The 18,620-nt window shown below is 70.4% G+C and carries 17 protein-coding genes; 5 read left to right on the top strand and 12 right to left on the bottom strand.

Translation table 11 applies throughout. The features are described 5' to 3' along the window. The 5 genes from ABFX54_RS40450 to ABFX54_RS40430 all read right to left on the bottom strand — a co-directional run. Nucleotides 1–310 (bottom strand): hypothetical protein (locus ABFX54_RS40450; protein ID WP_428834623.1); only part of this gene is annotated, 310 nt, incomplete at its 3' end. Between the two features lie 24 nt (nucleotides 311–334). After that, a complete protein-coding gene (locus ABFX54_RS40445; protein WP_346112141.1) occupies nucleotides 335–1,345 on the bottom strand; it encodes a phosphotransferase family protein in 1,011 nt (336 codons plus the stop codon). Then, nucleotides 1,345–2,364, bottom strand: coding sequence for a MupA/Atu3671 family FMN-dependent luciferase-like monooxygenase (locus ABFX54_RS40440; RefSeq protein WP_346112140.1), 1,020 nt, complete (start codon nucleotides 2,362–2,364; stop codon nucleotides 1,345–1,347). Before ABFX54_RS40440 ends, ABFX54_RS40445 begins: the two co-directional genes overlap by 1 nt. Further along, on the bottom strand, nucleotides 2,354–3,817 hold the full coding sequence (locus ABFX54_RS40435) for an AMP-binding protein (protein ID WP_346112139.1): 1,464 nt from the start codon (nucleotides 3,815–3,817) through the stop codon (nucleotides 2,354–2,356). Before ABFX54_RS40435 ends, ABFX54_RS40440 begins: the two co-directional genes overlap by 11 nt. Next, the gene (locus ABFX54_RS40430; protein WP_346112137.1) at nucleotides 3,814–5,535 is read right to left on the bottom strand and encodes a condensation domain-containing protein; all 1,722 of its coding nucleotides are present in this window, start codon (nucleotides 5,533–5,535) and stop codon (nucleotides 3,814–3,816) included. The genes ABFX54_RS40435 and ABFX54_RS40430 overlap by 4 nt, the downstream gene beginning before the upstream one ends. Before the next feature lie 297 nt (nucleotides 5,536–5,832). Between ABFX54_RS40430 and ABFX54_RS40425 the strand changes: the two genes are divergently transcribed. Both ABFX54_RS40425 and ABFX54_RS40420 read left to right on the top strand, forming a co-directional pair. Continuing rightward, nucleotides 5,833–7,611: an ABC transporter ATP-binding protein gene (locus ABFX54_RS40425; RefSeq protein WP_346112136.1), complete on the top strand. Its 1,779-nt coding sequence runs from the start codon at nucleotides 5,833–5,835 to the stop codon at nucleotides 7,609–7,611. After that, on the top strand, nucleotides 7,608–9,359 hold the full coding sequence (locus ABFX54_RS40420) for an ABC transporter ATP-binding protein (RefSeq protein WP_346112134.1): 1,752 nt from the start codon (nucleotides 7,608–7,610) through the stop codon (nucleotides 9,357–9,359). Before ABFX54_RS40425 ends, ABFX54_RS40420 begins: the two co-directional genes overlap by 4 nt. 6 nt (nucleotides 9,360–9,365) lie before the next feature. Here the strand turns inward: ABFX54_RS40420 and ABFX54_RS40415 are convergent, their stop codons facing one another. Further along, nucleotides 9,366–10,103, bottom strand: a complete 738-nt coding sequence (locus tag ABFX54_RS40415) for an NAD-dependent epimerase/dehydratase family protein (RefSeq protein WP_346112133.1) — start codon at nucleotides 10,101–10,103, stop codon at nucleotides 9,366–9,368. 310 nt (nucleotides 10,104–10,413) lie between these two features. Here ABFX54_RS40415 and ABFX54_RS40410 point away from each other — a divergent pair, with 310 nt between their 5' ends. The 3 genes from ABFX54_RS40410 (at nucleotide 10,414) to ABFX54_RS40400 (ending at nucleotide 13,197) form a co-directional block, all read left to right on the top strand. Further along, on the top strand, nucleotides 10,414–12,138 hold the full coding sequence (locus tag ABFX54_RS40410; RefSeq protein WP_346112132.1) for a protein kinase domain-containing protein: 1,725 nt from the start codon (nucleotides 10,414–10,416) through the stop codon (nucleotides 12,136–12,138). A gap of 30 nt (nucleotides 12,139–12,168) precedes the next feature. Then, the gene (locus tag ABFX54_RS40405; RefSeq protein WP_346112130.1) at nucleotides 12,169–12,519 is read left to right on the top strand and encodes a hypothetical protein; all 351 of its coding nucleotides are present in this window, start codon (nucleotides 12,169–12,171) and stop codon (nucleotides 12,517–12,519) included. 87 nt (nucleotides 12,520–12,606) lie between these two features. After that, nucleotides 12,607–13,197, top strand: coding sequence for a DUF1707 SHOCT-like domain-containing protein (locus ABFX54_RS40400; protein WP_346112129.1), 591 nt, complete (start codon nucleotides 12,607–12,609; stop codon nucleotides 13,195–13,197). Nucleotides 13,198–13,236: 39 nt separating this feature from the next. Here the strand turns inward: ABFX54_RS40400 and ABFX54_RS40395 are convergent, their stop codons facing one another. The 6 genes from ABFX54_RS40395 to ABFX54_RS40370 are packed head-to-tail and all read right to left on the bottom strand — an operon-like array spanning nucleotide 13,237 to nucleotide 18,614. Further along, nucleotides 13,237–14,544 (bottom strand): MmgE/PrpD family protein, encoded by a 1,308-nt coding sequence (locus tag ABFX54_RS40395; protein WP_346112128.1) that lies wholly within the window; start codon nucleotides 14,542–14,544, stop codon nucleotides 13,237–13,239. Further along, a complete protein-coding gene (locus ABFX54_RS40390) occupies nucleotides 14,541–15,380 on the bottom strand; it encodes a polysaccharide deacetylase family protein (protein WP_346112127.1) in 840 nt (279 codons plus the stop codon). The genes ABFX54_RS40395 and ABFX54_RS40390 overlap by 4 nt, the downstream gene beginning before the upstream one ends. Next, nucleotides 15,364–16,152 carry a polysaccharide deacetylase family protein gene (locus ABFX54_RS40385; protein WP_346112126.1) on the bottom strand — a complete coding sequence of 263 codons (789 nt, stop codon included), beginning with the start codon at nucleotides 16,150–16,152 and terminating at the stop codon, nucleotides 15,364–15,366. The genes ABFX54_RS40390 and ABFX54_RS40385 overlap by 17 nt, the downstream gene beginning before the upstream one ends. A 43-nt stretch (nucleotides 16,153–16,195) precedes the next feature. Further along, the gene (locus ABFX54_RS40380; RefSeq protein ID WP_346112124.1) at nucleotides 16,196–17,035 is read right to left on the bottom strand and encodes an ABC transporter substrate-binding protein; all 840 of its coding nucleotides are present in this window, start codon (nucleotides 17,033–17,035) and stop codon (nucleotides 16,196–16,198) included. A gap of 8 nt (nucleotides 17,036–17,043) precedes the next feature. Then, nucleotides 17,044–17,796 carry an amino acid ABC transporter ATP-binding protein gene (locus ABFX54_RS40375; RefSeq protein WP_346112123.1) on the bottom strand — a complete coding sequence of 251 codons (753 nt, stop codon included), beginning with the start codon at nucleotides 17,794–17,796 and terminating at the stop codon, nucleotides 17,044–17,046. After that, a complete protein-coding gene (locus ABFX54_RS40370) occupies nucleotides 17,793–18,614 on the bottom strand; it encodes an amino acid ABC transporter permease (protein ID WP_346112122.1) in 822 nt (273 codons plus the stop codon). Before ABFX54_RS40370 ends, ABFX54_RS40375 begins: the two co-directional genes overlap by 4 nt. Nucleotides 18,615–18,620 lie beyond the last annotated feature (6 nt).

The raw sequence follows: 18,620 nt of genomic DNA, 5'->3' as shown, positions 1-18,620 counted from the left end.
TGGGCCTGGTCTCGTCCGTCTCGCGGAGCAGCCGTTCGAGCACCTCGATGTCCAGCTCGGCGGTCACCCGGTCTCTGCCGTAGTCGCGCAGGAAGCCCTGGTCGTTCCACTGGAAACAGTGGTCGCAGCGCAGGTTGCAGGAGTAGGTGAGCTGCAGGCTGAGCTCATTGGGCAGGTCGGTGGCGTAGCCGGGATCGGCTCCGACCCCTCTCTTGGTCCGCGACCGCACCGTGAGCTTGCGCCGGACGTCGGCGAACTCGGTCGGGGTCAGCGTTCTGCTGGATCGATTCTCGGTAAGCCGTCTCTCCACCTTTGGTCATCTCCCTGCGCGGTGTCAGCGGATCAGCTGTTCGAGGAGCCCTTTCACGATGCGGTCATGGCGGTCGGCGTCATCGAATCCCCGGGGCTTCTCCTCGATGATCATGATCAGATAGAGGTAGGTCCGGTAGAGGGCGAGCCGGGTGAGCGCGCCCTCGGTGAGTTCCAGGCGACCGCCGGCCTGCCGGTAGCCCCGCAGCAGGTCCGGGTCGTGCTCGGCCCTGCCGTACACGTCGAGGGAGACGAAGTCGGCCAGCGGGTCCCCCCAGAACGCGCGTTCGTGGTCGATCAGCGCCGCGATGCGCGGCGGCCGGCGGTCCCGGTCCCGGTCCAGGTCCAGGTCCAGGTCCAGGTCCAGGTCCAGGTCCAGCAGGATGTTGCCGGGCCACAGATCGAAGTGGACCAGGGCCGGCTCGGTGACCTCGTCGAGCGCGCCGGCGCCGGCCCGTACGGCATGCGCGATCTCGCCGGCCGGCCAGGGCAGGTCGGCGTCGAACCGGACGGCGTCGGCGAGGAGGCCGTCGACCATGGCCAGGAAGGCCTCCTTCCAGGTGGCGGCCCTCATCCCGGGCAGGTGCGGGTAGCCGAACTCGGTCCCCTTGACGCGATGGAGCGCGGCGACGTACTGCCCGAGCGTGCCGCGCAGCCGCCGGGACTCCTCCTCGGCCAGCCGTTCGGCCGCCTCCGACCACGGGATGCCCTCGACCGCGGTCATGATCAGGTGCGGTACGGGGTCGTCGAGGCAGGCGTGCAGCAGCCGGGGCTGCGGCACGCCGGTCCCCTCGGCGAGGGGGTAGAACATCGCCTCCGTCCGGATGATGTCCCGCTCGTAGGCGAGGAGTGCGGCATCGCCGGGAGGGCTCAGCTTGACGACCACCTCGCGGCCGTCGTCCAGCCGGACCCGCCACAGCGCGGCGAACGTGCCCGCTCCCAGCTCCCGCGCGGCGACGGCGCGCCGCCCCAGCGCGCGGTGGACGAGCCCGTTGACCTCGGCCTCGGGCAGGTGCCTCTTGGTGTGCGCGTCCATCAGCGATCACCGCTGTCCAGCAGCTTGCCCAGCTGGTCCAGGCTCCCGAGGACCGCGGACGTCTCCAGGCCGAAGTCGATGAGGCAGGCGATCTCGTCCACCCCGATCGCGGCCAGCCGGCGGACGCGTTCCGCCGCGACGTCCAGTTCGCCCAGCAGGCCCGCCTCGTCGAAGAAGCGTTTGACGGCTCTGCGCGTCATGAACTCGACGCCCTTGCGCCCGAGCGCGGCGGGGTCGACGCCGCGCGCCGAGCCCGCGCTCGAACCGAGGTGCAGGCCGACCGAGCTGCGTACGTACGCCGTCAGCGCCTCCCGCACCGCGTCGGTCACCGGCCCGAGGTGGGTGTGCAGCATCACCACGACGTCGCCGGGCCGGCCGGCGAGTTCCGCACGGTATTCCTTGATCTTGAGTGCCAGTTCGTCGACGCTCTGGCTGAGCAGGTTGGTCAGGACGCCGACGCCGAGGGCGCCGGCCGTACGGAACGTCTGGACGCTGCCGGAGCTCGTCAGCCAGACCGGGAGCTCCGGCTGGACGGGCGGCGGGAAGACGCGGACCCGTTGCTCCTCGCCCACCCCGGTGACGACGCTCACTTCCTCCCCCCGCCACAGCCGGCGGACCTGTTCCAGCGTCTCGACGGTGATACGGGTCCTGTCGGCGTACCCGCCGGGGTTGAAGGCGAAGTCCACCGCGTGCCACCCGGAGGCGAAGGACACGCCCACCCGCCCGCCGGACAGGTTGTCGACCACGGCCCAGTCCTCCGCGATGCGGATCGGGTGATGCAGCGGGGCGACCACGCTGCCGGCGCGGACAGCCACGCGTTCGGTGACCGCGGCGACGGCCGCGCCGGTCACCGCTGAGTTCGGATAGAGCCCGCCGAAGGCGTGGAAGTGGCGCTCTGGCGTCCACACGGCCGTGAAACCGTGCGCGTCCGCGTAGCGTGCTCCCTCCAGGAGCAGCTCGTAGCGGTCGGCGGAAGGCTGCGTGCTGTCGTCGGCGAAGTAGAACAGGCTAAAACGCATCGGCTCTTTCTCTTCCGCGGGGCTTGTCCGGAGGCTGGGGCAGCCGGGGGCGGTCGACCTTCCCGCTCAAGGTACGTGGCAGCTCGTCGAGCCAGACGAACACGGCGGGAATGACGCCGGGGGGGAGCTGCTCGCGCAGCTGGCGCAGCAGCCGCTGCTCGTGGGGGCCGTCCTCGGCGACCACGTACGCGCAGAGCTTCTCACCCGTGAGGACGACGTGGGCGTCGTGGACCCCGGGACAGCGCATGAGCACGTTCGCGACGTCGTCGAGCTCGACGCGCACGCCGTTCACCTTGACCTGCCGGTCGCGTCTGCCCAGGAGCTCAAGGGAGCCGTCCGGCCGGAACCGCCCGAGGTCGCCCGTCCGGAACCGGTGCGGATCGGACGGGTCGAAGCCGCCCTGCCGTTCCCCGAGGTAGCCGTGGAGCGGGAAGGGCGTGCGCAGCTCGACCTCGCCCGGCTCCAGGAGCCGCACCGCCACGCCGGGGAGCGGCCGGCCGACGGGGACCGAGTCCGCGGTCGCGTCCGCGGCGGTTATGCGGTGGAAGAGCTTGGTCATCGTGGTCTCGGTAGGGCCGTAGAGGTTGATCAGCTCCTTCTCCGTCCCGAAGAGCTCCTGCCAGAAGCGGACGTCGGAGGGGCGTACCGGCTCTCCTGCCAGCAGGACGGCGCGCAGCTCCGGCAGCGACCCGGGGCCCAGGCCCGCCGCCCGGAGCGTGCGGAACACCGTGGGAACGCAGTGGAGGATCTGGACGCGGTTGCTCTCCAGCCAGCGGGCGAGCCCCTGGCCACCGCGGGCGCTGTGCGGAGCCACGACCATCGTCCCGCCCGAGCACAGCGGGACGAAGGCGTCGCGCAGGAAGGCGTCGAATCCGGCGGAGGTGAGCGAGGAGACGCGCGTGCCCCTGTCCGCGTCCAGGAGGTCGATCTCCCAGGTGACGAAGTGCGTGATCGCCGGGAGGCTGCCGATGACCCCCTTCGGCCGGCCCGTGGTTCCCGAGGTGAAATAGACGTAGCCGGGGCCGTCCGGCTCGTCGCGGTGCCATCGTGCCGGATCCACGGCGTGGTCCCGTACGTCCCGGGCGTCCAGGGTCCGGAACCCCTCCCTGCCGGTCGCGGCCACGACCGGAGATCCGGTCCGGTCGGCGACGACCGCTCCCGGCCGCAGGTCGTCGATGGCCATGGCCAGCCGCGCGGGCGGCGTCCGTACGTCCGCGGGGGCGAACACGCGCCCGCAGGCCATGGCCGCGAGCATCGCGGCGACGGTCTCCACCGGATCGGCGCACACGATGAGCACGGGATCGCCGCCTGGGACGGCATCGAGTTCCGCCAGGTGCCCCGAGGCCCGGGTGGCGAGGTCGTGGTAGGTGGCGACCCGGCTCCTGCCGTGGATCGCGACGTCTCCGGGATGGGTCTGTACGTGGCGCATCCACCGGCCGGCGACGCCGGTCATCCCGGGTGCCCCGTCGTACGGCCCGCGCCCTGCGCCACCACGGGCCGGCTCAGCCAGGCGTCCAGGTCGGTCACGTCGTCCGGGGCGCGATCGCAGAGCACGTAGCGGCGGGGTGTCATCGCGGTGGGCCGGTGGGACAGGCCCTCCATGCAGAGCGTGTGCGCCTCCTCGGCGGATCGGACCCGCGGGCCGCGGGCGAGGAAGGCCACCAGCGGCTCGCCCCGGACCTCGGGGAAGACCCGGGCGGGCAGCGGCGCGAGCACCTCGTCCAGGAGCCGCTGCACGTCGCCGAGCTGGATCCAGCACGAGTCGACCAGCAGCCAGTCACCGTCCCGTGGGAGCGGGTCCAGCCCGGTGACCTCGTCCATTCTCGGACGGCTCAGATCCTCCGAGGCCGCCGACAGGAGGAGGTTCTCGATCGCCAGCAGGATGCGTTCGAGCTCGCCCTTGGGGACCCGGTCCAGGTGGCCGGTCCACAGCCGCAGGCGGAGCGTTTCCGCCGCGGCGAACAGGTCGAACCTGAGCATGACGTCGGTGTCCACCATCGGCGCCCAGGTCACAGTGGTCCCGGCCGGTGCCTCCTGAGGCGGGGAGTCGATCCCGCCCACCACGAGATTGTTGAACAAGGGCTCGAAGCAGAAGCGGACACCTCGCCGATGCTCGGCCCGCGCGGCCAGGCGCGAGCGTTCCTCGACGTCGTAGATCCCGTGCCTGCCCGCCTTCACGGTCGCCAGCCAGGCCTGATGGACACAGCCGTCGAAACTCATGGCCGCCAGGTCGACGCGCATGGGGGCCGACTGGACGAGGGTCCCGAGGTAGTCCGCCGACCGGCTGTCGTACCGGTTGCTGGAGAGCGTCAGGAAGTCACCGGCACTCCGGCCGGTGCGCTGGGAGAGCACGATGCAGACCGCGGCCAGGACGATCGCCGGGAGGCCTGACCCGGTACGCGCCTCTATCGTGGCCAGGGCCGCCGCCGCGGCCGGAGAACACAGCTCGGCGGCGACCGAGCCGCGCGGCGCGCCCGTGGAGGCGGCCGTGTAGAGGTGGTGTGGCGCCCGGTTCAGCACGCTCTCCCACGCCGTCAGAGCGCTCGCCGTACGGCGTGCCAGCGGCGCCCGCCGCTCGGCCCGGGCCTGGTCCAGCGGCTGATGGCGGGCCGGCCCGGCCTCGCGGTCCGCGGGGTGACGCAACAGGTGCGCGAACTCGCGGCCGAAGACGGCCAGGCCGAGGAAGTCCGCGGTCAGGTGGGAGAGGTCCATGACGCCGGCGAGGACCTTGCCGCCACGCGTGGCCAGGGCGACACGCAGCGGATGCGTCTTGGGACTGTGCGGCGCGCGCGTGTCCAGGAGGTGCCCGAGCTCCGCCGCCTCGACCGGTCGTGTGCCGGCGTCGAAGCGGTGGATGACGAGCTCGCCCGCCGCGGCGACCCGCTGGGCCGGGGGAGGGCCGGCCGCGTAGGTGGAGCGCAGCCCTTCATGGCGGGCCAGCAGAACGGCGAAGGTCTCGGTGACGTCGTCCAGGCCGGTGCCCTCGGGCAGCTCCAGCTCCCACCGCATCCAGCCGTGGGAGTCGGGGAAGGCGTCCAGCCAGCGCAGGATGTTGAGCTGGCCGAGGGTCAGGGGCCCGTCACCGGCGCGATCGCCCTGGAAGGGAACGACGATCGGTTCGCACTCCGTCAGCGTGAGCTCGTGAGCGAGCGCGGTGGAGACGTTCGGCATCGATGCAGATCACCCTCGCAGACACGTGCTTCGCGTGGACTGAAGGACCTTGCTCACCTGCATTCAGCCCATCGCGGAGCCCAGCTGCCGAAAGTTTCGGACTACCCCCGATAAGCTAGCCGGAGCGTATGTGAGCGCTTTCTGGTCGTCAAGAGCTGTGTTATCGGTAATCGCGGCGTTGAGCGGACAGCTGCCGCAGAGGAAAGGTGTATTGACCGATTCGCAGAACCGGACATACGCTGCGCAAGATTTCGCGAGGGAATGGAAAGTTTCGTCGGCCTTGCCTGAGGGATGCCCATGCGAGAAAGGCTGGACCTGCTGGGGCTCTTCCGCCATGCGGGCCCGGCGGTGACTATCGCGTTGACCGCGATGGTCCTCATCGACGCGGTGGTGCCCGCGGGCATCGCGATCGCGGTCCAGGAGCTGGTGGCGGCGGACGGCCGATCCGCGCTCGGGCCGGTGCTGCTCATGAGCGGCGTGGTCCTGGCCGGACAGCTGGCGCTGGCCTTCCGGTTCCCCGTGGGACGGCTGGCGGCCGATCGTATCGACGGCGCGCACCGTACGCGGATCGCCGCCCTGGTGATGGGCGTGCCGACCGTGGACGTGGCCGAGCGGCAGGACGTCCAGGACCGGGTGAAGACCACCACCGCGGAGCCGCGGGACTGGGTCGACCGGACGTCGGGCGACGGCGCCGTGAGCCAGCTGGAGCTGGTGGGCCACGCCGTCGCGCTGGTGTCTTCCTCGGTGGTCCTGTCCTGGTGGTCGTGGTGGCTGGTGCCGGCGACGGTCATCCCGGCGGTGTGCTTCCGTACGATGCACGGCCGCCAGTGGGTCCGGCATTTCCGGATCTGGGTGGAAGGAGTCCTGTACCACCGGCGGTGGAAGTACTGGGGCGAGGTCGCCACCACGCCGGCGGCAGGCCGGGAGCTGCGCGTCTTCGGAGCGGGCGAATGGCTGCTCGGGCACTACACGCGTGACATGCGCACCCACGTGGACCCCGTGTGGGAGGACGACCGGCGGGTGCTGCGCGGGCTGTGGCTGGCCCTGCTCCTCCCGCTGGCCGGATGCACCGTGGCCTTCACCTGGGTGGCCCTCGGCACGGCGGCCGGACAGGGCACCATCGCCCTGGAGGTGGCCGTGGTGACCGCGGCCTGGTCGGTGTTCAGCGTGGCCATCAGGACCGACGACGTGATCTCCCTGGAAGGGGCTCGGCCGGTCAGGCGGGCCGCCGCTGAGCTGGAGCGGATCAACCCCGCGCCGATCCCGCCGCGCGCGCACGCCGGGACGGCCGCGGCGCCACCGCCGCTGGTGCGCTTCGAGAACGTGTGCTTCAGCTATCCGGGCCGGCAGGTGCTCAACGGCGTCGACCTGGAGATCAGGCCGGGGGAGTCGCTGGCGCTGGTCGGGCTCAACGGCGCGGGCAAGTCGACGCTGACCAAGCTCCTGGCCGGGCTGTACCGGCCCGACTCGGGCAGGATCCTCGCCGACGGGACGGACATCGCCGACATCCCCGGCTGGCAGTCCCGGTTGAGCGTGGTGTTCCAGGACTTCCTGAAATACCCCCTCTCCCTGCGCGACAACATCGCGCTCGGAGCCGACGACCCCGGCCTGCTCACCGGCGTCGTCCGGGACGCCGGGCTGGCCCCCGTGGTGAGCCGGCTGCCCGGCGGGTACGACACGCCGCTGTCGCGCAGCCGTACCGCGGGGGTGGACCTGTCGGGCGGGCAGTGGCAGCAGGTCGCGCTCGCCCGCGCCCTCTACGCCACCCGCCGGGGCGCCAGGATCCTGGTGCTGGACGAGCCCACCGCCCACCTGGACGTCCGCACCGAGCACGACCTCTTCCAGCGGCTGCCGGACATCACCGAGGAGATCAGCGTGGTGCTGATCTCGCACCGCCTGTCGACGGTACGGCAGGCGGACCGGATCGTGCTGCTCGACGGCGGCCGGATCACCGAGTCCGGAACGCACGAGGAGCTCATGGCCGGGGGCGGGCAGTACGCCACCATGTACGCGCTTCAAGCCCGGCGCTTCAGCCAGGGATACGAGGACCGGCTGGACGAAGGAGACCTCGCGTGAGGAAGTACGCGCGCTTGTGGCGCGAGCTGATCGTGCTGTGCCTGCGGCGCTATCCCGGGTCGACCGCCTTCCTGATCGGCTGGCACGTGGTCTCGACGGTCATGTTCGCGGCGGTGGGGCTCACGCTGCGCGCGCTGGTGGAGGCCACCCAGGCGGGCACCGCCACCGCGATAGGGGTGGCGGCGCTGGGCGCCGCGCTGGTGCTCACCCTCAACCTCGGCGTCGAGCACATCGCCTACCTGCGGACCATCCATCTGGTGGAACGGATCAGCCTCACCGAGGTCGAACCCCGGATCCTGCGCGCCTGCGCGGAGCTGCCGCAGGTGCGGCACCTGGAGGACCCGGAGTTCCTGGACCGGGTCACCACGTTGCGCGGCCAGTCCGGCGCGCTGGTGGACTGGGCGTGGTCGGTCCTTCAGGCCATCGCCGCCGCGATCGGCCTGCTGGTGGCGCTCGCGGTGCTCGGCGGAGTGAACCCCTGGCTGCTCGCGCTGCTGCCGTGCGCGGCCGTACAGCTGGCCATGGAACGGCTGGGCCGCAAGAAGATCGCCCAAGAGGACCTGGCCTCGGCCGAGGACCTGCGCCTGCACCGTGAGCTGTACGACGACATCTGCGTGAACCCGGCCGCCCTGAAGGAGCTGCGCGTCTACGGCGCCGCGGCGCAGGCGCTCAAGCTGCAGGCCGAAGCCTGGGAACGGGTGACGCGCTCCCGCGCCCGCGCCGCCCTGATCGCCGCCGGCTGGTCCTCGGCGGGCTGGCTGGTCTTCGGCGCCGGATTCACCCTGGCGATCTTCCTGGTCACCGCGGCGGGCCGGCCGGGGGACATCATCCTGGCCGTGTCCATGGGCGTCCAGTTCCGCAATGTCGTCGAGCACGCGCTGCACCGATCGATGCAGGTCGGCGGGTACCGCCGGCTGCTGCGGCCCTACCTGTGGCTCATGGAGTACGCCCGGACCCACCGCGACACCGCCGACGCGGCCCCACCCGCCCGGCTGCGGCGCGGGATCGAGCTGCGGAACGTGTCCTTCACCTACCCGGGGACCACCAAGCCCGTCCTGGAGGACCTGTCCGTGCACCTGCCCGCCGGAGCGGTGGTCGCGGTGGTCGGCGAGTACGGTTCCGGCAAGACCACGCTGGTCAAGCTGCTGGCGAAGATGTACGCCCCGGACTCGGGCAGCATCCTCGTCGACGACGTGGAGCTGTCGGCCCTGGACACCGCCGGCTGGCGGGCCTCGATGAGCGCCGCCTTCCAGGACTTCGGCCGCTACTGCACCACCTTCGAGGACTCCGTCATGATGGGCGGCCGGGGCGACCTGAACTCCACGGTGCGCGACGCCGACGCCGAAGCGCTGGTCTCCCGCCTGCCCGACGGTCCCGCCACCGAGCTCGGCCGCCGTTTCGGCGGGATCGAGCTGTCGGAGGGCCAGTGGCAGAAGGTGGCGCTGGCCCGCTCCGGCGCACGGCCGCGCCCCCTGCTGTTCGTCCTGGACGAGCCCACCGCCTCCCTGGACGCTCCGAGCGAGCACGCCATCTTCACCCGCTACGCGCGGCGTTCCCGCGAACTCGCGGCCTTGAACGGAGCGATCAGCGTCATCGTCTCCCACCGTTTCTCCACCGTGGCCGACGCCGACCTCATTCTCGTGATGGCCGCGGGAAAACTGGTGGAGTCGGGCAGGCATGACGAGCTGCTCACCCGGAACGGCATGTACGCGGATCTCTACGGCATTCACGCGGCCGCGCACGCCTGAATTCCCTCAGCGACGGTAATAGCGGTCGATGACGTTTCTGTAGTAGGTCGGCGAGAAACCCATCCGGGCCGTCGAGGGCGCGTGCCGTGTCATTTTTTTCGTCGACACATTGTAGTCGTTGGCCGGGACGTCCACGTAGACCTTGGTGGCGGCCCGGCCGGAAATCTCCAGCAGATGGGAGACTATTTCATCGGCGGTCACCGGATGGCCCGATGCGATGTTGACCGTCGCGTGACGGAGGTCGCCACGAAGGATTTCCGCGGCGATGGTCACGAGGTCCGCGACGTCGACGAGATCGCGCCGCGCGCCCCGGTAGACGGTCACGACACCCTCGTTCACCTGGTCGGACAGCGCGGGCAGCAGTTGGTGCCGCCGCTGGTGCGGCCCGACGACCTCCGTCACCCGGAGGATGAGATGGTCCACCCCGGAGGTCCTTATCAGGTGCTCCATCGCCACCTTGTGGCGGCCGTACGCGGTGGTGGGGTGAACCGGGTCCTCTTCCGAACGGGGCGACCCGTCGCCGTTTCCGTAAAGATGCGCCGACGCGGTGGAGAAGTAGAGGAGCCGGCGCCGCCCGGCTCGGGCATCGCCTATCGTCTCATGGAGCAGATCGGCTTCCCGGCCGAACTCCGTCGCTTCGGTGGTGGTCGACCGCGACACTCCGGCGGCGAACACCACCACGTCCATCCGCATCCTTGAACTGACGAAAGCCCGGGCAATCATTCCGTCACCGACGACCTCCATGAAATCTATTCTCATATGCGGACAGGATTTCCGGGAGTGCGCCTGCCCAAAAAATGCCGCGCGCTCGCCGGCCATCAGGAGAGAGCAGGCACGACGCGTACAACGCGCCCGGCACTTGCGCACGGGGGAGGCCCGAAACGCCGGCACCGTCGTCCCGAACGTCCGCGATCACCCGAATTATCGCGCTGAGATCACCTCGGTGAAGTCCATCCGAACCGATTGATGGCGACCGGACGAGCCGCGTCTTCTCCGTGTCAGGGGCTTGACTCGTCGAACGCACATTTCGCGGATGGGACGGCTCATGGCGCGGATGTCTGCGAGAACGTACGCGAAAGCCCTGCTCCAGGAGATCGAGGACCCTGGCCCCGAGCGGCGCGCGCGCCGCCTCATGGAGCAGGACGAGGCGACCACGCAAAAGGGCGCCGAGGCCTTTCTCAACGACATCCTCGACCACATCTCCAATTACGAGATGGAGCAGCGCACCGATTTCATGACCGCCTGCGAGGACGCGCGGCGCAGGATCTCCGCCCTGCCCGGCTCGCTGCTCCACGGCGTCATGGCACTGGTGTGCGTGACGGTCAAGCTGCTGGACCGCCGGTTCAAGTCGCCGGACCTGGCGGCGCAGCGCGAGACCGACGAATACTGTGCGGAGTTGTTCGCCGACCCGTGGCTGAAGGAGGCGATCCGGGTCGTTTACCGGCCGGTGGACCGCCCGGAACAGTCCGCCGAGGCGCGCACGTGGGACGACATTGACTTCAGCAGCATCGAGTACCACAAAGCGGGCACCACCTCGTTCATCGTGAAAGGCCGCGGCAGCCGGGCGGTGAACGAGGCGGGCGCCAGGCCGCTCCTGGCCATAAAATGCGTGCTCTTCCCGTGGAACAAACTCGCCGCCATCGCCAGGGCCACCGACACGTACGCGGCCACGTACGGCGCCGACGAGATGACCTCCGTCGTGGTGAAGCCCATCTCCTCCTCTGACCGCTGGGTCGTCATGCCGTTCCAGCGAGGGGAGACGCTGGGCGAGCACCTGGCGGCCTTCGAGGCCGAAGAGCCCGGCATCGCCTCCCGGCTCAGGAAGGCCCAGCAGATCGCCGCGAAACTGACGACCGCCCTCCACCTGCTGGCCGGCGGCGCCCCGGTGGACGCGAAGAATCCGCGCGGCCAGCACCTCGACCTGTCCCCCAACAACGTCATCCTCGACAGGGAGACGGCCGAGGTACGCCTGATCGACCTCGGGATCAATCACCTCTACAGCCGTCAGGTGGGCATCGCCGAGCACGACGACTCGGTCTACATCGCGCCCGAGATCAAGAACAGGCGGCCCGAATCCGTCACCGCGGACGCCTATTCGCTGGGCATCATCCTGATGGAGATCCTGACCGGCAGTCCGCCGAGGGACGGCAGGACTCCCGACGAGATCTGGACGACGAGCCCCATTCTGGGCCGCGTACTGGAAGACCTGATAGACGAGCGCCCCGAACGACGGCTGTTGCTGCTGCCCGATGGCGAGGAATTCTCGTTCGCCGCCCTCGGCGAGCACCTGGACTTTCACTTCGAACTGGTACAGCAGGAATCCGAGGTGCAGGAGAACGACTTCGCCCGCCCGTTCGCGAAATACGCCCCCACCTCGCGCGAAGTGGCCACGCAGTTCAAGCAGGTGCTGGCGTGGCGGAACCTGGGGGAGCGGCGACCGCGGCGCGAGGAATACCTGCTGCTCTTCTCGGTGCTGGCCACCGCGTCCTGGTGGTTCATCGCCGCGAAGACCGCGCTGCTGAAACTCGACGACCTTCTCACGGGCGAGCTGGACCTGGCGGAGTTCACCGCCGACGCCGGGCTCGCGGCCAACATCATCGCGTTCTGCCAGGGCTTGGCGGCGGCCAAGTACTATCAGACCATTTTCGCGAGACTCTCCGTCAGGGCCGTCCCCGGCGGGCTGGCGACGACGGCGGAAGTCCTCATGGGCTCAATGGCGATGGTGGCGATTCCCACGACGATTCTCTCGACGTTCTCGAAGGAGCTGTACTGGACCTAGCCGTGGACCTCCGCGGCGGGCGCCCTCGCGGTGACGGCGTGCAACGGCGTCACGCTCCTGCTGGCGACGCGGACCATTCGCGACTCACGCAAGGAGTTCTCCACCATTCCCGAGCGCGGAAAGGTCTTCGCCCGCGGGTTCGAGCAATGGTGGTGGACGATGCTCATCTACGCCGTGCTCATCATCATTCTCGCCTCCAGCTACACCGCCGGCCTCTTGGTGGACATCTGGGCGTACGTGTTCATCGCCGTCGTGGTCACGGTGGGCGTTCATTACATCTCCAAGTGCGTGGGCGCCGGAGCGGCGGTTCGTGGCAGCCTCGCGCGGGCCTTCTTCGCGGGCGAACGCATGGCGATCCTGGCCCGGCGTCGGCTCTCCTGAAGAGGCGGACGCCTCGGCTGTAAGTTGTGGTTCGGTGAAAGGCTTCTCGACCACGCCACAGGCGACACCTGTCCGTATTATTGGGACATGACTGCTGGCCCGCAGGAACCCGCCGGGGAGTGGCGCGTCTCGCATGACGAGCGTGAAGCGGTGGTGGAACGGCTGAACCGGGCGGCCGCCGAGGGCCGGATCGACCTCGCCGAGCTGGACACGCGGCTTGGCCTGGCGCTGAACGCCAAGACGTACGCCGACCTGGCGCCCCTCACCGCCGATCTGCCGCCGGACGTCCCGGTGGATCAGGAGCCGCTGGTCCTCAGAGGCGGCATGAACGGCCTGACCCGTTCCGGGCCCTGGGAGGTGTCCGGGCGCATCCTCGTGTACGGCGGGATGGGCGCCGTCAAGCTCGACTTCACCCAGGCCGAATGCCGGCTGCCCGAGATCCAGATCGAGGCGGAAGGTCAGATGGGCGGCGTCACGATCGTCATCCCCGACGGCTGGGCGGCGGAGACCTCCCGGATGACCGAGGGCCTCGGGGGGTTCAGGGACAAGACGACGTCGCAGCGGCTCCCCAGGACGCCGCTGGTCCGCCTCTCCGGCACCGGCGGCGCCGGAGGAGTGGTCATCCGGCATCCCAACTCCTGGGAACGCCGTAAGCAGCGGCGCCTTCAAGCACGCTGAGGGCGGGCAGGCGACCGTACTCGGTGAAGCCCAGCCGTCCTAGCGCGCGCCGCACAGAAGGGGGAGCAGGTCTCGCGCGTCGGAGCGGGTGTCGAGGGTCATGACGTGCTCCGCCAGGTGCTCCCTGCCCGGCGCGAGGCCGTGGAACTTGGCCAGGAGCCGCTCGTCGGAGAGAGGGTTGGCGGGGGAGCCGAGCGGATGCCTCACCCTGGCGCGACGGACGGCGCCCGAGGTCGTGGTGACGGTCAGGGCCGGCTCGTCGATGCCGCCCATCGCCGTGTCCACTTCCAGGTCGATGAGGTTCATGAGCTCGGCGGCCCGGGGGTCGGCGCGTCGTTCGGGGGAGTAGGCGGCCAGGTCGGCGTCGCCGTACAGGACTCTGGCGGCGATGCCGTACGGCAGGCTGAGCTGGGCGCGGGGGAGGGTGGAGACGTCGCGTCCGCCGCACATGCCGGCCACGAGCGGGCTCAGGCGCACGTGGATGCGGGCGATCTCGCCGGGGTGCAGGTTCAGGCCGCCGATCGCGTCGATGGAGGAGTGGGTGCTGCGGCAGGACGCGTACGGTTTGATCGAGCAGCGGGAGATCCGCCACTCCTTGCCGAGGTCGCGGGTCAGCGCGCCGGGGTCGGCGTCGGGGCCCGCGTAGGTGCGCAGGAACCCCCCCCACACGCCGTCAAAGACGGGGCCGGGCCCGTGCGTGCCGGCGGCCGCCAGCAGCGCGGCGGCCAGGCCGCCCTCGGCGGCGCGGCCCGCGTGCAGCCGCTTGCTCGGTGCGCCGTCGTGCACGAAGGCCCACAGGCCGCCGGAGAATCCGGCCGCCAGGCCCAGCGCGTCGGCGGGCCGCGCGCCGTCCAGCCCGAGCAGTCGCGCGCCGGCCGCCGCCGCGCCGAACGTGCCGCAGGTGCCCGTCGAGTGCCATCCGGCCTCGTTGTGGGCGGCGTAGCCGCCGCACGCCTCCAGCAGGCGGCGGGCCACCTCGTAGCCCAGGACGACCGCCGCCAGCAGTTCGGAGCCGGGGACCGGGCGGTCGGCGAGGCTGAGGAAGGCGAGTGCGGCGGGCACCACGACGGCTCCCGAATGGTCGCAGCCGCCGGTGTCGTCCAGCTCCAGCGCGTGTGCCGCGATGCCGTTGAGCAGTGCCGCGTCCCTCGGGGCCACGCTCAGGCCGGTGCCCCAGACGGGTGCGTTCCCGGGCGCGGTCAGGCCGGGAGCCGGCGTGGTGGCCCCGGCCAGGGCGGCGCCGAGCGTGTCGAGCAGGTGCCGTTTGGCCCGTTCGATCACCTCGATCGGGAACGGGGCGGGCGCGGCGACAAGACCGGCCAGCTCGGCAAGGGGGTGGCGTGTCATGAGGTCAGCTCCGCGAAGACGTCGGCGGGATGGCCGGGTTCGTTGCCCGTGCGGGTGGCGCGCCAGTGATCCGCCGCCTGGCTGCCGGTCGCGAACCACACGCCCGGCCGTTCGCGCATGACCGCCAGCAGCGACCGCAGCAGCCCGATGCGCCCCGGCGTCCCGATCACCTCGGGCTGCAGGCGCAGCACGTAGCACAGTCCGAAACGATGGTAGGCGTCGAACTCCTGGATCCAGTTCTCCAGCACCGCGGCGTAGGGGGAGATGCGCGACTGCCCGGCGGGGAAGGGCGGGTCGAGGTTGAACATGAAGGCGGGGTGGTCCTCCAGCTCGTGGTGGAGCGGGAGCTCCACCAGGCCCGACGGATGGAAGTAGGGCAGGTCGTCGCCCCGCCACGAGGAGGACCAGTCGATGCCCAGCGCGGGCAGCCCGGCCGCGAGCCCAAGCTTCCATTCGCCGGCCGGGGTGCGGAAGCCGCGTGGGAGGGAGCCGGTGGCCTCGGCCAGCGCGTCCTGGCCGCGCCTGACCGCGTCGAGCTGTCCGGCGAGGTCGAGCGGGTCGAAGTCCTCGTGCGCGTGGCCGTGGTTGGCGATCTCGTGGCCGGCCTGGTGCGCCTCGCGGACGAGGCCCGCGTTCATGCCGGGCGTGAACCAGGTCGACGGCACCCCGTCCAGCGCGCCGAGCAGCCGTTCGACGCCGCGGGTGGCGCCGTACCGGCCGACGGAGAGGGTTTTGACGCGGTCGCGGGTGCTCGCGTCGGCGGCCAGGATCGCCAGCTCGGTGTCGAGGTCGACGGTGATCAGTACGGCGCAGCGCGCCTCATCCGGCCAGGCCATGTCGCTCCTTCCACCAGGCGGCCACGTCATGGCCGGTGGCGAACCAGACGTCGTCGTGCCCGCGCATGTGCTCGAACAGCCGCTCCAGCAGCAGGATCCGGCCCGGTTTGCCGGACACCTTGGGATGCCACAACGTGCTCAGGCACAACCCCTCGGCGTGGTAGCCGTCGAACTCCCGCTTGAAGTTGTCGAGCGTCGAGCCGTAGCCCGCGATGCGGTCGAGCCCGGCGGGGTAGTCGGGGCGGCGGGTGTAGGCGAGGTAGGCGTAGTCGTCCATGTCCCAGCGGACCGGGATCTCCACCAGTCCGCCGGGATGCAGGTAGGGGCGGTCGTCGCCGCGCATCGAGCTGGAGTAGAGGAACCCCTCCTCGGCCAGGATCCGCGCCGTCACCGGCGACCAGTCGCCCGACGGCGTGCGGAAGCCGGTCGCCTCGACGCCGAGCACGTCCATGAAGATCGCCTGGCTGCGCGTGAGGATGTCGCGCTGCTCGGCCTCGGACCTGCCGAAGTACGGCTCGTGCCGGTAGCCGTGGTGGGCCACCTCGTGCCCGCGCTCCACGATCGCCCGGCAGCGCTGCGGCCACGTCTGGACGATCCAGGCGGGGGTGTAGAAGGTGGCGGGCAGCTTGAAGGCGTCCAGCAGGTCGAGGATCCTGGGCAGCGCCCGCCACGGCCCGTACGAGCCGAGCGTGAAGTATTCGGGCTTGGCCCAGATGCTGCCGTCCAGCATCGCGCCGCCCGTCGGCCCGTCGAGGTCGAAGGCCAGCGACACGCACGACCTCTTCCCGTGCGGCCATCGGCTCACGAGCGGGCTCTCACGCGGCGGCCCCGTTGAGGGTGACCTGCTTGATGGCGTTGCCCTGCAGGCCCCACTTGTCGAGCAGGCGCGCGTACGTGCCGTCCTGCTGCAGGGCGCGCAGCGCCTTGATGACCGCGTCGCGCAGGCGCGGGTCCTGCTTGCCGAAGCCCATGGCCTGGTTGACCTGGGTGAACGGCTCGCCGATGACGTTGAACTTGCCGGGGTCCTGCTTGGAGATGTACGGAAGGGTCTCGCTGCCCTGGACCGCCGCGTCGAGCCTGCCCTGGGTGAGCTGGGTGCGCGCGTCCGCGGAGCCCTCCGTGCCGACGACCTTGATCGGCTTGGCGGAGCAGTTCTGCTCGCTCCACTTCTTGATCTCACCGGGGAAGGAGGTACGGCGGCTGGCGCCCACGGTCTTGCCGCACAGGTCCTTCGGATCGGCGACCTTGGCGGTGGAGAAGAACTGCGCGCCCGAGCTCATGTAGCCGACCAGGTCGAGCGTCTCGCGGCGCTCGGGCAGATCGCTCATCCCTGAGAGGATCATGTCGATCCGCCCGGTGGTGACCGCGCTCTGCAGCTGCTCGAACGAGGTCTCCTGCCACTTGACCGTGACGCCGAGCTGCTTGCCGACGGCCTCGCCGAGGTCGATGTCGAAGCCGGTGAGCTTGTTGGTCGCGGGGTCCTTGAACTCCAGCGGCGGGTAGTTGGGCACGTTCCCGACCACCAGGGTCCGGGATTCGGCGATCTTCGGCGGCAGGCCGCCGTCCGAGGTGGCCTTGAGGTTCTCGGGCGCTTTGGCGGTGCAGGCGGTCGCGGCCACGGCGAGGCAGGCGAGCAGCAGGACGGGACGAGACAAGGTGACTCCTAAAGGACTGCTGAGAGGAAGGTCTTCGTACGCTCGTGAGCGGGATTGGCCAGGACCTGGTCGGGCGTTCCCGTCTCGACGACGCGGCCGTCGTCCATGAACACGACCTGGTTCGCGACCTCCTTGGCGAACCCCAGCTCGTGGGTGACGACGATCATGGTCATGCCCGAGCCGGCCAGGTCGCGCATGACCGCCAGCACCTCGCCGACCAGCTCGGGATCGAGCGCCGAGGTGGGCTCGTCGAACAACATCAGCCGCGGCCGCATCGCCAGGGCACGGGCGATGGCCACCCGCTGCTGCTGGCCGCCCGACAGGGTCGAGGGGTAGGCGTCGCCCTTGTGCTTCAGCCCCACCCGTTCCAGCAGCTCCAGCCCGCGGGCGCGGGCGCTGTCGCGTGATTCGCGCAGCACCCTGATCGGGCCCTCGACCACGTTCTCCAGCGCGGTCATGTGCGGGAACAGGTTGAAGCGCTGGAACACCATCCCGATGGGGCGCCGCTGCCGGGCGATCTGGGCGTCGCTGAGCTGGTGCAGCCTCCCGCCGCGCTCCACGTACCCGAGCAGCTCGCCGTCGATCCAGACGGCGCCCTCGTCGATCGTCTCCAGCTGGTTGATGCAGCGCAGGAACGTGCTCTTGCCCGAGCCGGACGGCCCGATGACGCACAGCACCTCGCCCGCGGCCACCTCCAGCGAGATGCCCTTGAGCACGTGGTTGGCGCCGAAGCGCTTGTGAACGTCGACCGCCTTGATCATCTCTTCACTCCCCGGGAGAAACGGCGCTCGACGACCAGCTGGCCCAGGCTCAGCAGGCTGACCACGATCAGGTACCAGAACGTCGCCACGAACAGCAGCTCCATGACGCGGTTGTTGGCGTAGTAGATGTTCTGGGCGCTGTGCAGCACCTCCTGGTACTGGATCGCGCTGGCCAGGGACGTGAGCTTCACCATGCTGATGAACTCGTTGCCGATCGGCGGCAGGATGACCCGCATCGCCTGCGGCAGCACGATCCTGCGCAGCGTCTGGAAGCGCGTCATCCCGATCGCCTGCGCGGCCTCGGTCTGCCCGTGGTCGACCGAGAGGATGCCGCCGCGCACCACCTCCGAGGTGTAGGCGCCCTGGCAGATGCCCAGCCCGAGCAGCGCGGCGACGAACGGGGTCATCAGGTCGACCGTGCGCGCCTCGACGATGCCGGGGATGACGAAGTAGGGGAAGACGAGCGCCAGGTTGAACCAGAGGAAGAGCTGCAGCAGTTGCGGCGTGCCGCGGAAGATCCAGGTGTAGAGGTAGGAGACGCCGCGGGTGACCGGGTTCTGCGACATCCGCATCACCGCGAACAGCACACCCAGGGCCAATCCCACGATCATGGCGAGCACGGCCATGACGATGGTGTTGACCACGCCGGTCAGGATGGCCTGCGCGGTCAGGTACTGCCCGACCACGCTCCACTCGATCTGTCCGCCGGCGAACGAGACGACGATCGCCACGAGGACGGCCACCACGACGATCGCGGCCACGTACCGGCCGTAGTGTTTGCGCGCCACCCGGGGCAGGTGGGCGACATCTAGGGACATGGGGAT

It is taken from the genome of Nonomuraea maheshkhaliensis, assembly GCF_039529435.1.
Classification (GTDB): Bacteria; Actinomycetota; Actinomycetes; order Streptosporangiales; family Streptosporangiaceae; genus Nonomuraea; species Nonomuraea maheshkhaliensis.
The sequence above is the reverse complement of the archived record's forward strand: the minus strand, read 5'-3'. Positions and strand labels throughout refer to the sequence as shown.